Source organism: Mesorhizobium sp. LSJC280B00, assembly GCF_000502835.1.
Classification (GTDB): domain Bacteria; phylum Pseudomonadota; class Alphaproteobacteria; order Rhizobiales; family Rhizobiaceae; genus Mesorhizobium.
Genome location: NZ_AYVL01000017.1, coordinates 156,080 through 167,914 on the forward strand (window position 1 = coordinate 156,080; position 11,835 = coordinate 167,914).

The window sequence follows — 11,835 nt, forward strand, 5'->3', positions numbered from 1 at the left end:
GCAACGACAACTCGCGGACCCATTGCGGACGTGGAGCCGTATTTCGCGGGGACTGCCGCCGACCGTAGGTCAGAGCCAAGCTTGGCAATCGCAGGGCTCAGCGATCAATCGATTGCCTCGATGCCTTGTGCCTTCAGCCGTTCGAGATGGTCCTTCATCTCTTTCAGCCGCTCGGGGGAGTGGCCCTGCCACTCGGTGACCTCGCCCGTGATCCTGAGCGGCTCGCGGCAGCGATAGGACTGCGTCGGATTGCCGGGAAATTTCTTGTCCGTAAGATTGGGGTCGTCCATGACCGGGCCGGTTGGTTCCACGATGTAGATCCTTTCGCGTCCGTCACCGGCGGCCAGTTCTGCACCCCAGATAGCCGCATCCAGAGTGCCGGTTAGATAGACCCAGGCTGCCTGCTTTCGCGCCCCGTAATTGGAGCTGTAACCGGCTTCGATCAGGTCTCCCGGCTTAAGGTCGGCCCGGGTGCCGTGGTAGAATTGCCGCGGGTCGTCGGTGGCTGTCATCGGCTCGCTACCATCCTCGCTGTCTCAGGCGTCATGGTGTCGTGGTGCGCACTATTTCATGCACGTCATCGAATCAAGCCTCCGGCCACGCGGTTATCGGACGTCCGCGCTCAGCGCTCCCGACACCCATTCCGGTCATACCGCCCGATGCGCGCTAGCGGTCGGCTGCCGGCGCGGTTATTATCGGCGCCTGCACCGTCGCTAAGGTGGAAAATGGATCTGCAAGCCTTCAGGGAATCGAATGCGAAACCACAGCCGCCAGCCGGCTTGAGCCCTGCCCTGCAGGCGCTGTGGTGGGATGCAAAGGGCGATTGGGCTAAGGCGCACGAGTGCGCGCAGCAGCGCGACGATACGGCGGGCATGCACGTGCATGCCTATCTCCACCGCAAGGAAGGCGACCAGTCGAATGCGGAATATTGGTATCGCCGCAGCAACGCGGCGCCGTCGACCTTAACGCTTGACGAGGAATGGCAAGAGTTGGCACGTACACTTTTGCAGCAAAGCTGACGCTTGCTCAGTCATCGTAAAATAGCCGGTCCTGCATCCACTCTCCGGGGTTTCAGCTGGCGCCCTGTGGCTTGTCCCTGCCGTTCCATTCCGCATTGCGCGCCTGCGCCTCTTCGGCGATCAGCTTGAACTCCCGCATCTTCGCAGCTTCGATGGCGAATGCGCGGCTTGGCAGGACGCCAGGGTCCTCCTGACTGTTCTGAAACTGAAAACGGGCCTCCAGTTCGGCCCATATTCGCTCGGGTGCCGTATCCTCGCTGGCAAGCAGCGCAACGACCAGCGCCAGAGTCTCGCGCTGGGCGTTCAGCCGCCCTTCGATCTCTTCATTCGGCAATTCGGACATGCGGGTCGCTTCCAGTTTCTGGCTCAACGGCAAAATCGCACCCTTGTTCCGGAATCCAGCGACGGCACGTGAGCAATTCCGAAAACGCGAGCAACAGTTTTCCCGTTAACCGACAGGGTCCGACCGGGGCTGTGGTTCCGCACCGTCGACCCCTCCAGGTTGACAGCGCAGGCCCATCGATTTAAGTTCGCGTTAGTGGCCACTAACGCGAAACATTGGACAGCGCTCGGAGACTCGACGAGGCGCACGATATTCGAATTGTTGGTCGAACAGCCTTGTTCGGTCAGCGGACTTGCTCGTGTGCTGCCTGTAACCAGGCCGGCGGTCTCTCAGCACTTGAAAGTACTCAAGGATGCCGGGCTTGTGGCCGACACGCGCTCAGGCAAGGAACGAATATACCGTATCGATCCGGACGGCCTAGCAAGTCTGCGCGCGGAAATCGATCAGTTCTGGAGCAAGACCCTGGCGAGCTACAAACTGGCCGTCGAGCACCCAAAGAAGGACCAGCCATGAGCAAGCTTCCTGCAACCGCGCCCGTAAGGCATTTCGTCGTTGTCGAGGCACCTATCGCGCGTGCCTTCAAGGTCTTCACCGAGGATTTCGGGAAATTCAAACCTCGCGAGCACAATCTTCTTGCCGTACCGATCGCAGAGACGATCTTCGAACCCTGGGTCGGGGGCCACGTTTACGATCGCGGCGTGGACGGCAGCGAGTGCCGCTGGGCTCGTGTGTTGGCTTACAATCCCCCCAGCCGGCTGATTCTGAGCTGGGACATCAGCCCTCGGTGGCAGATTGAGAGCGACCTGAACAAAACCAGCGAATGGGAAGTCCGGTTCACGGCTGAGACGGAGAACCGAACCCGGGTTGAGATCGAGCACCGGAATCTCGAACGCCATGGCGAAGGCTGGGAGGGCGTGCGCGGGGGGGTTGATAGCGATCAAGGCTGGCCGCTGTACTTGCGGCGGTTCCACGACCTTTTCCCCGGTGCGACCGCCTGACACCGTTGGCGACTTTGAGGGCGTGACTGGCAAGAACCGTTTGGTTCACTGCGATCCCAGTGAGTGGAGACAAGACGGACGTCTATTGTTAAGCGTTCTCGGCGTGCTCGCGCTCTTGTTTGCTCTCGATAGTATTGGCAGTCTACTCGGGTTCGTCCAATGGGTTGGTAGGAGCGCTGGCGAGACCGGTAATCCCGGCAGACGACGACAACCGGCTCTATAGGATCGACCGCGTTCACATGAACTCGGTCGAGGCATTGGCGCCCCCATCGCGCCCGCAGTGCTAGCGATGATGGTTGGTGTTGGAGCGCCCACTTTGGCGACATTGGTCTGGGCTCACCTGGCGATACGCCTCCTCCATCTGGGAATCTATCGGCATGGCGGAAACGCCGCCAAGGGAGATAGTCTCGGGACGATTCTGTACGTCTCTGGAGCGTTGGTCACGTTGGCCCTCATCCTTTTGACTGGATGGGCAGCGCTCAATTGACGTTGGCGCCACTTCTTGAGGCTACGGTTCGCGAGACTCGGCGGCCGACGCTATGAAACCTTCTGATTTTTAAGCCGTTATCGCCGGATGCCCGAGGCTAAATTCAAGCTGAAATCGGTTGACGGCGCCCGAACGCGCGATGCCGAGAAGTCGCGCCGCGAGAAGCAATCGACCGTCGAAGTCGCGTCCGAGGTCGTCGGCGAGCCCGCGCCGCCGCCGGATTTCATCGAACCCGATCCGGAGTTGACACCTGAAGAGGCCGAGCAGGCGCGCAAGAGATATCTGCTGAAGCGCTTCTGGATCAGCGCGCGCGGTTATTGGGGCAGCAGTGGCGACAGGGTCGCCTGGCCGTTGACGATCGGGCTGTTGGTTCTGATCGTCACCAATGTCGGCTTCCAGTATGGGATCAATGTCTGGAATCGCGCAATTTTCGACGCCATTGAGCAACGCAATGCCCATACCGTATATTGGCTGAGCGCCGTTTTCGTGCCACTCGTGCTCGGAAGCGCCAGCCTTGTGGTGGCGCAAGTCTTCTTTCGCATGAGGATACAGCGCCGCTGGCGTTCCTGGCTCACCACCGCGGTCATCGCGCGCTGGCTCGCAAGCGGCCGCTACTATCAGCTGAACCTCGTCGGCGGCGATCATAGCAACCCCGAAGCCCGCATCGCCGAGGATTTGCGGATTGCCACCGAATCGCCCGTCGATTTCATCGCCGGTGTCATCGTCGCATTTCTGTCGGCCTCGACCTTCATCGTGGTGCTCTGGACGATCGGCGGCGCCCTGACCCTGACGATTGCAGGTTCGACCGTCACCGTTCCCGGCTTCCTGGTCATCACCGCAGTGCTCTATTCCGCGATCACGTCCACTTCGATGGCGGTCATTGGCCGCCATTTCGTCCACCTCTCCGAGGGAAAAAATCAGGCGGAAGCCGAGTTCCGCTACACGCTGACGCGCGTGCGGGAAAACGGCGAGAGCATCGCATTGCTCGGCGGCGAGGAGGAGGAGCGCAGCGGCATGGACAAGACATTTGCCCATGTGCTCAGGCAATGGGCGCTCCTTGCAGGCCAGCACATGCGCACGGCGCTGGTGTCTCAGGGGTCGAGCCTGTTTGCGCCTGTCGTGCCGGTCTTGCTTTGCGCTCCAAAGTTCCTCGAAGGCAGCATGACACTTGGACAGGTCATGCAGGCTGCCTCGGCCTTTGCCATCGTGCAGGGCGCGTTCGGATGGCTGGTCGACAACTATCCCCGTCTCGCCGATTGGAACGCCTGTGCACGGCGCATCGCCTCGCTGATGATGTCGCTCGACGGGCTCGAGCGGGCGGAACAGAGCAACACGCTGGGACGCATAAAGCGCGGCGAGACCGGCGGCAATGCGATGCTCAGCCTGAACAATCTCTCCGTGTCGCTCGACGACGGCACCGCCGTGGTCAAGGAAACCGAGGTCGTGATCGAACCAGGCGAGCGGGTGCTCGTCGCCGGCGAATCCGGCTCGGGCAAGAGTACGCTGGTGCGCGCCGTCGCGGGTCTGTGGCCATGGGGTAGCGGCAGCGTCAACATCCGCGCCGACAGACGGTTGTTCATGTTGCCGCAACGGCCCTACATCCCGACCGGGACGCTTCGCCGCGCTGTCGCCTATCCAGGCGCCGCCGACAACTGGACGCTGGATAAGATCAAGGCTGCCCTCGACAAGGTGGGACTCGACTACCTCAACGACCGGATCGAGGAGGACGCGCCATGGGACCAGACGTTGTCGGGTGGCGAAAAGCAGCGCCTCGCCTTCGCGCGTCTTCTGCTGCACCGCCCCGATATCATCGTGCTGGACGAGGCAACGTCGGCACTCGATGAGAAGAGCCAGGACAAGATGATGGAGATGATTATTCGCGAATTGCCGACGGTCACCATCATAAGCGTAGCGCACCGCGCCGAGCTGGAGGCCTTCCACAGCCGCAAGATCACATTGGAGCGGCACAAGGGCGGCGCAAAACTTGTCAGCGATATCGAACTCGTCCCGCGCAAGGACAGACGGAACTTGCTTATGCGCCTTCTGAGGCAACGGCGCGCCAACGGAAAGCCAGCGCGACCTTGAGCAAAGCGGCGCTGCCCTACGCAAAGAGTGAGGCCGCCGGTCGAACCAGGCGGACCATCGCCGGTTCGAGTCACTGCCCGCATCTGGTCCTGAAAGCACCAGCCGTGATACCTTGATTCCGGGCAGCTGCTGCTGTCGGAACGTCGATGGCACGAGCGCATTTCCATGTCCGGTGCAACGCCGAGGCCAGCTGTGAAAAACCCGGGTTGATTTCAAAAGCCCAGATTGATTTCGAAAGCAAAGGGACCAGCAATGACAATCGCCAAGAACACGATCTGCCTTTGGTACGACAAGGACGCCGAGGCTGCGGCCCGCTTCTATTCCGAGATTTTTCCCGACAGTTCGGTGAAATCCGTCCACCGCGCTCCCAGCGACTACCCGTCCGGCAAGGCAGGCGACGTGCTGACGGTCGAGTTCACGGTCGCCGGCATCCCCTGTCTCGGCCTCAATGGCGGGCCCGCGTTTAAACACAACGAAGCCTTCTCCTTCCAGATCGCCACCGACGATCAGCAGGAGACCGACCGCTATTGGAACGCCATCGTCGGCAATGGCGGCCAGGAAAGTGCCTGCGGCTGGTGCAAGGACAAATGGGGCATCTCCTGGCAAATCACGCCGCGCGTGCTGACCGAGGCGATCGCCGCCGGCGGCGATGAAGCAAAGCGCGCATTCGAGGCGATGATGGAGATGAAGAAAATCGACGTTGCAGCGATCGAGGCGGCGCGGCGCGGCTGACAGTTCGGGGGTGGCCCGACGCGAAAAGATCAGGGCAGAGCGGCCGGAAATGCTGCCGGCCGATCATCTCCAGGCAGGCGTGCGATGGTGCTGAATTGCGCTGCGTTTTACGACGCCGAACTGCGACGGCACAACGAGGTCTTCAGGGCTGCGGTCAAGGTGGGAACGCGCGATCGCGTGCTCGATATCGGATGCGGTTCGGGACAATCCTCTCGTGATGCTGCCCGTGTCGCGGTGGAAGGCAGCGTGCTCGGCGTGGACGTATCGGCCGAGATGCTCGAGATCGCCCGGAAGTGTAGTGCGAAAGAGGGATTGCGAAACGTCGCCTTTGAGCGCGGCGATGCGCAATTGCTGGTATTTCCGCCTGCCGGCTTCGATCTGTGCATTAGTCGATTTGGAGTGATGTTCTTTGCCGATCCGGCGGCGGCGTTCGCCAATATCGCCCGGGCGATGCGACCAGGGGCACGTCTTGTGTGGATGGTATGGCAATGCCAGGACCGTAACGAGTGGGCAACTGCCATTCAGCGGGCAATTGCGCCGGGGACCGCCATATCGGGGGGCGCCGCCACCCCGTTTTCGCTTGGCGACCCCGCCATCACCGCGGAGATCTTGGGTGCATCCGGTTTTGTTTCGGTCGACTTTGCCGAAGTGCATGAGCCGGTCTTCTACGGCCAGGACGTCGATGCGGCCTATGACGCTTTGCCTGACCTGCAACTGATGAAGGATCCGCTGGCCCGCGCAGATGTGGATGTCGACGCGGCGCTGCGGCGGTTGCGCGATCTGCTCGACGCGCATTTGACCGCGGACGGTGTGCTTTTCGACTCGCGTGCCTGGATCGTCACCGCGTTTCGGGCGAGCCGATGGTGACTGCGCGATGTAGACGATCCTGTTCTCTCGGCCTTCCCGTCAGTCCATTTGCGGCGCGACTTCTGAGAGCAGCCAATCCCGAAAAGCCTTGACTTTGCGCTGACGGATCGCCTCTGGCGGGTAGACGAAATAGAAGCTGGAGGGGGATTTCAGGGCGTGGCCGAAGGGGCGGACGAGTCGCCCGGCGGCAAGGTCGGCCGCAACGAGCATGGTCCGGCCGAGCACCACCCCCTCGCCTTGTGCGGCCGACTCCATGGCAAAGGTGGCAGAGTCAAAGGTAATCCCGCTCTGCGGGTCCACGCCCTCGACCCCGGCGCTTGCTAGCCAGGTCGCCCAGTCGATCGGAAAGCTGTCACGGATCAGCGTGTGGTGTTTGAGGTCCTGAGGCGTGCGGAGCGGATGCGCACCCTCAAGAAGCTTTGGGCTGCACACTGGAAACACCTCCTCGCCGGTGAGGAACTCCGACGTGAGCCCCGGATAGTTTCCGTTGCCATAACGGACGGCGACATCGATGCCGTCGCCCAGGAAGTTGGTCAGCTTCCCACTCGTCGAAACCCGCACATCGATGTCGCCATGCGCACGGTGAAAGCGATAGAGGCGCGGCACCAGCCATCTCCCCGCGAAGCCATCGGAGGTGCTGACGTTCAATGTCGAGCTTGAATAGCGGGCTGTTGCTGCAGCGGTGGCGGTGGCCAACTGGGCGAGCGCCTCGCGCACCGCCCGCGCATAGGGCTCGCCAACGGCTGTCAGACTCACCGAACGCGTACCGCGCTCGAACAGCTGCACACCGAGCTGATCCTCAAGATTCTTGATCGCCCGGCTGATCGCACCGTGGGTGACATGAAGTTCCTCTGCCGCCTTGGAGAAACTCAACAGGCGCGCCGCGGCCTCGAAACTTGGCAAGGTGGTGAGGGGAGGCAGCTTCCGGGGCATGGATCGATACCTGTACGTGTGAGTGATGCTCACTCATTGTCGCCGATAAGTCGTTTGTCGTCCAGGCCAGAAGCCGGCATGTTTGCTCGCGTAATCAGTCATTCACCGCCGCTGCAAAAGGCGAGTTTGATGTGACTGATACTCTCGCTGACGAAAGTCGCGGGGCAACTGCTGAAACCAAAACTGCCGCCACTCTGGGAGAGCACCATGAACGCCAAACGAATTGAACCCATCGTCGACGTCCTGAGCGGCATGGCCGGCCGCATCCTCGCCTCGAGCAGCCGGCGCCGGACCGGGCGGCAGATTGCACGCTTCTCGACCCGCCGGCTCGAAGACCTCGGGTTTGCCCGCGACTGGGACGGTTCGGTCTATCGGCCGTCGGACCACCGCTAGCCTGAACGAAAGCAACAGCGGACAGGCTCTTCGCCAAAGATCGCTGTCGCAAGGAATTAACGGAGAACGGACATGGCCACCATCCACCCATTCCTCTGGTTCAATACCGATGCGGAGCAAGCCCGCGATTTCTACCTCTCGGTCTTCAAGAACAGCAAAGCGCTCCAGACCATCGAATACACCGACTGGGTGTCCGGAACCAACAAGACGGTCCCGCATGCCACCTTCGATTTCGAGCTCGAAGGACTGCACCTTACTGCGCTCAATGCCGGGCCGCAGCCGCCCTTCAACGAGCGGCTCTCGCTCTACATCGAGACCAAGGACCAGGCCGAGACCGACTACTACTATGAAGCGCTCACCGCCGGCGGCGGCAGGGCACAACCCTGTGGCTGGCTCACCGACAGATACGGCGTCTACTGGCAGGTCATCCCGGAAATCCTGCCGCGGCTCAGTGCCGATCCGGATCGCGAAAAGGCCAACCGCGTCCGGCAGGCGATGTATGGGATGCGCAAGATCATCATCGCCGAGCTCGAAGCCGCCTACGCGGCAAGGCCTGACTCTCCCACCGCAATCGCAACGAACGGAGAACCCTCATGACATCGCTCGTGGACAGGAAAGTCATCGTCGTCGGCGGTAGTTCCGGCATCGGTCTCGGCGTCGCGGAAGCTGCTCTCAACGGCGGAGCGAAGGTCGTGATCGTCGGACGCTCGCCCGAGAAACTGCTGGCTTCCGAACGGACGCTCAATGTGGGCCGCGTGACAAGCGTGGTCGCCGACATGACCGACGAAGCGGACGTCGCTCGCCTGTTCGACGAGGTCGGTCCCTTCGATCACCTCGTATCGACCGCCGGAACACTGCCGCCCGGCGATCCCATCGGCAGTACCGACATGGAGGCTGTGCGAGGCTTCGTCGATAACAAGCTGATTGGCGCCGTCTTGCTCTCCAAGCACGCTGTGCGCACCCTGAAAGCCGGCGGCTCGATGACCTTCACCTCGGGAATAAATAAGGATCGGCCGCCGGTGCCGGGAGGCTCGGTCGTCTCCGCGATTGCCGGTTCATTCAGCTACTTCGCCCGCGCCCTGGCGCTCGAACTGGCCCCGACGCGCGTCAATGTCGTGTCGCCCGGATGGGTCGACACACCGATGTGGGACATTGTTGGAGAAGCCAAATCCAGCTTCTTTGCCGACATGGCTGCCCGGTTGCCATCGAGAAAAATTCCGACCGCTGCGGACGTCGCCGCCGCCTACCTCTACCTCATGGAAAGCGACTTCACGACCGGCGAGACGATCCGCATCGATGGCGGCCATAACCTGATCTAGCCGCCATTTGCACGCCGCCTGAATGGGTTGAGCCGGCATGACCGCTAGTGCGGTGCACTGCTGCCGAAGGCGACGAACGCCGGCGGGTCATGCCGGCGTCGCTCAATCGGGGTTTACATCGGCAGCCAGGTCCCTAGTTTTAGCGTTTCGCGCCGCGCACCTAAGTGCGTGGATGATCGAGGACGGGACCGTGAGCTTTGGCCGGCCCCTCGAAACTTTCAAAGGATGGCTATCATGACACAGGCCAAGAATGGCGACACCGTGCGCATCAATTACAATGGACGCCTGGCAGACGGCACCCAATTCGATTCTTCCGGCAACGAACCGCTGCAATTCACGCTGGGTGAAGGACAAGTGATCCCTGGTCTTGAAACCCATGTCGAGGGCATGGAGGTGGGCGCGAAAAGCACCGTGACTGTTCCCGCCGAGGCCGCCTATGGCCCCCACCGCCCCGAAGCGGTCATGACCGTCGATCGCGCCCGCGTGCCAGACAACATCAACGTCGATATCGGCACTCGATTGCAGGTCAGAACCTCAGAAGGGCGCCCGATGCCGGTAACAGTCGTCGGCGTGGACGACACCAGCGTCAGGCTCGACGGCAATCATCCGTTGGCCGGACGGGATCTGGTGTTCGACGTTGAACTGGTCGAGATCGTTCAGGCGGCGTAGGACACGGCCAAGGCCGCGGTGGCTATGATTTCGGGTGACGCACTTCTGCTGGCGGTTTCGGCGGTGCGTCACCTGTCGGAGGGAAAGACCGCGACGGCGGAAATCGTGTTGCACCACCCATAGAGACATTCGGCATCTGGAATGTCCAATTCAGCGTCGCAGTCTCGAGGACCTGTGGAAGACCTCGCTTGACAGCCGACTTCTCGTGACCGCAAAGTCCCGTGATGCGGGCGATTGGTTGGAATAGAATTGCGCGTGCCGGTGCAATCGTGCTGATGATCGGCACAAATGTTCCTGGGCCGGCGCGTTCCGACTAGCTCCTTCTCACAAGCCCGTCCCAGCCAGCCAATGTCGGCGATGCGATGCTGGCGGCTGCCAATTATCATGATTCCGGCGACTATGATCGCGACCTTGCCGCTGTGGCGAAGCAGGCAGGCGACTGGGTCATCAAGCGCGCAATGGAGGTGCCTCGCCCCGCACTGGTGCTCGATATCGACGAGACGGCTTTGGCCAACTGGGAAGTGATCACACGTGACAATTTCGGCCGCCCGATCGGCGGCGCCTGCGACATCGCAATCGATGGTCCCTGTGGCTGGGCCGCCTGGGATCAGCTTGCGAAGGATCCGGCCATCGACGCCGTGCTGGAGGTCTTCCGGCAGGCACGAGCGGCGAAAGTCGCGGTGTTCTTCATCACCGGACGTCCGGAGGACCAGCGTCAGGCAACCGAACAGAACCTGCAGTCGGCCGGCTATGCCGGCTACGAGCACCTTTACATGGTCCAGCCTGGGGCCAAATACGGCTCCGCCGCAGATTTCAAGGCACCCATAAGGGCCGAAATCGAAAAGGCCGGCTACACAATAATTGCCAATGTCGGTGACCAGCCATCTGACCTGTTCGGTGGGCATGCCGAGAAGCTGTTCCTGCTGCCTAATCCGTTCTACCGGGTTCGCTGACGGCCGGAACGGCACAAGCCCGGATCCTCGGCTCCTTGCCGAGCACCTACTAAGGTATCAGGACAACTTTGCCGGTCGCGCCGCGCTCCTCCAGCAGGCGATGTGCGTGGCTGGCCTGGTCGAGCGGGAAGCGGCCACCTTTGGTCACCACAAGCTGACCACCAGCGGCCAGATCGAAAAGCTCCAAAAGGCCGTCACGGAGCCCGTCCGTAGACAGTAACGGCAGCAGGGCAAAGCCCTTCAGCGACTGGTTGCGGCCGATCATCGCCTCCATCTCCGGGGCGCCGAGCGCGTATCTGCCGAGTGCTGCAAACACCAACTCTCCGCGAGGTGCCAGAGCCTCCAGCGCAACCGCCGTCAGCCGGCCGCCGACAATGTCGTAGATGATGTCGACGCCGGCGCCGTCTGTGGCTGCCCGGACGTGCACCGGCCAATCCGTGTTGCTGTAGTCGACGGCAGCATCGGCTCCCAGCGACAAAGTAAGGTCGAGCTTGGCCTTGCTGCCGGCTGCCGCGATGACACGGCTCGCGCCGGCGCGCTTGGCAAGCTGGACGAGCAACGAACCGACGCCGCCCGCGGCAGCGGCGACCAGCACCGATCTGCCGGCCGGCGGGCTTTGCCGCGATAGATACAATGCCGTCAGTCCTTGCACCATCAATGCCGTCGCGTTTTCGAACGAGAGCGAATCCGGCAAGGGCACGGCCAGGCTTGCGTCGATCGTCACATACTCGGCATAGCCGCCAAACGGGCGGCTCGAGGCGAACAACGACGCGGCGACGCGCGTGCCGAGCAAGGAAGCGTCCACCCCCTGCCCAAGCGCCTCCACGATCCCGGCGGCCTCGACGCCAGGGATCATCGGCAGTTGCGGCGTCACCGCATAGCGATCCGCGCGCATCAGCACTTCGAAGAAATTCACCCCGGCCGCATGAACGCGGACCAAGACCTCGCCGGCTTGCGGCTCAGGCTTCGGCACCGCGACTATGTCGAGAACGTCGGGCCCGCCGAAGCGGCTCAGTTGAATGGCTATCATCGCATGC

The 11,835-nt window shown here is 62.0% G+C and carries 15 protein-coding genes; 11 read left to right on the plus strand and 4 right to left on the minus strand.

What is annotated here, in order from left to right:
• Window positions 1-104 precede the first annotated feature (104 nt).
• A complete protein-coding gene (gene arr / locus X773_RS62115) occupies window positions 105-512 on the minus strand; it encodes an NAD(+)--rifampin ADP-ribosyltransferase (RefSeq protein ID WP_023678362.1) in 408 nt (135 codons plus the stop codon).
• Window positions 513-725: 213 nt separating this feature from the next.
• On the opposite strand from arr, the gene X773_RS62120 reads away from it, so the two are divergent.
• A complete protein-coding gene (locus X773_RS62120) occupies window positions 726-1,019 on the plus strand; it encodes a hypothetical protein (RefSeq protein WP_023678363.1) in 294 nt (97 codons plus the stop codon).
• Between the two features lie 52 nt (window positions 1,020-1,071).
• Here X773_RS62120 and X773_RS62125 read toward each other — a convergent pair whose 3' ends face one another.
• Window positions 1,072-1,362, minus strand: coding sequence for a hypothetical protein (locus tag X773_RS62125; protein ID WP_023678364.1), 291 nt, complete (start codon window positions 1,360-1,362; stop codon window positions 1,072-1,074).
• Window positions 1,363-1,557: 195 nt separating this feature from the next.
• On the opposite strand from X773_RS62125, the gene X773_RS62130 reads away from it, so the two are divergent.
• The 5 genes from X773_RS62130 to X773_RS62155 all read left to right on the plus strand — a co-directional run bounded on the left by X773_RS62130 (window position 1,558) and on the right by X773_RS62155 (window position 6,531).
• The gene (locus X773_RS62130; protein WP_023678365.1) at window positions 1,558-1,875 is read left to right on the plus strand and encodes a metalloregulator ArsR/SmtB family transcription factor; all 318 of its coding nucleotides are present in this window, start codon (window positions 1,558-1,560) and stop codon (window positions 1,873-1,875) included.
• Complete coding sequence (locus X773_RS62135; RefSeq protein WP_023678366.1) at window positions 1,872-2,360, plus strand: SRPBCC family protein; 489 nt, start codon at window positions 1,872-1,874, stop codon at window positions 2,358-2,360. The genes X773_RS62130 and X773_RS62135 overlap by 4 nt, the downstream gene beginning before the upstream one ends.
• A 574-nt stretch (window positions 2,361-2,934) precedes the next feature.
• Window positions 2,935-4,932: an ABC transporter ATP-binding protein/permease gene (locus X773_RS62145; RefSeq protein WP_023678367.1), complete on the plus strand. Its 1,998-nt coding sequence runs from the start codon at window positions 2,935-2,937 to the stop codon at window positions 4,930-4,932.
• A 258-nt stretch (window positions 4,933-5,190) separates the two neighbouring features.
• Complete coding sequence (locus X773_RS62150) at window positions 5,191-5,664, plus strand: VOC family protein (RefSeq protein ID WP_198023587.1); 474 nt, start codon at window positions 5,191-5,193, stop codon at window positions 5,662-5,664.
• An 84-nt stretch (window positions 5,665-5,748) separates the two neighbouring features.
• Window positions 5,749-6,531 (plus strand): class I SAM-dependent methyltransferase, encoded by a 783-nt coding sequence (locus X773_RS62155; RefSeq protein ID WP_023678369.1) that lies wholly within the window; start codon window positions 5,749-5,751, stop codon window positions 6,529-6,531.
• Between the two features lie 39 nt (window positions 6,532-6,570).
• Here X773_RS62155 and gcvA read toward each other — a convergent pair whose 3' ends face one another.
• On the minus strand, window positions 6,571-7,464 hold the full coding sequence (gene gcvA / locus X773_RS62160; protein ID WP_023678370.1) for a transcriptional regulator GcvA: 894 nt from the start codon (window positions 7,462-7,464) through the stop codon (window positions 6,571-6,573).
• Window positions 7,465-7,671: 207 nt separating this feature from the next.
• On the opposite strand from gcvA, the gene X773_RS62165 reads away from it, so the two are divergent.
• From X773_RS62165 to X773_RS0138430, 5 genes are all read left to right on the plus strand, one after another.
• The gene (locus X773_RS62165; protein WP_036238862.1) at window positions 7,672-7,857 is read left to right on the plus strand and encodes a hypothetical protein; all 186 of its coding nucleotides are present in this window, start codon (window positions 7,672-7,674) and stop codon (window positions 7,855-7,857) included.
• Window positions 7,858-7,929: 72 nt separating this feature from the next.
• Window positions 7,930-8,454 carry a VOC family protein gene (locus X773_RS62170; RefSeq protein ID WP_023678372.1) on the plus strand — a complete coding sequence of 175 codons (525 nt, stop codon included), beginning with the start codon at window positions 7,930-7,932 and terminating at the stop codon, window positions 8,452-8,454.
• A complete protein-coding gene (locus tag X773_RS62175) occupies window positions 8,451-9,176 on the plus strand; it encodes an SDR family oxidoreductase (RefSeq protein WP_023678373.1) in 726 nt (241 codons plus the stop codon). Before X773_RS62170 ends, X773_RS62175 begins: the two co-directional genes overlap by 4 nt.
• A 234-nt stretch (window positions 9,177-9,410) precedes the next feature.
• Entirely contained in the window at window positions 9,411-9,845 is a 435-nt protein-coding gene (locus X773_RS62180; RefSeq protein WP_023678374.1) for a peptidylprolyl isomerase, read from the plus strand.
• Window positions 9,846-10,207: 362 nt separating this feature from the next.
• Window positions 10,208-10,798 (plus strand): HAD family acid phosphatase, encoded by a 591-nt coding sequence (locus X773_RS0138430; RefSeq protein WP_051406168.1) that lies wholly within the window; start codon window positions 10,208-10,210, stop codon window positions 10,796-10,798.
• Between the two features lie 49 nt (window positions 10,799-10,847).
• Here the strand turns inward: X773_RS0138430 and X773_RS62185 are convergent, their stop codons facing one another.
• Window positions 10,848-11,828, minus strand: coding sequence for a zinc-binding dehydrogenase (locus X773_RS62185; RefSeq protein WP_023678375.1), 981 nt, complete (start codon window positions 11,826-11,828; stop codon window positions 10,848-10,850).
• Window positions 11,829-11,835: the final 7 nt, after the last annotated feature.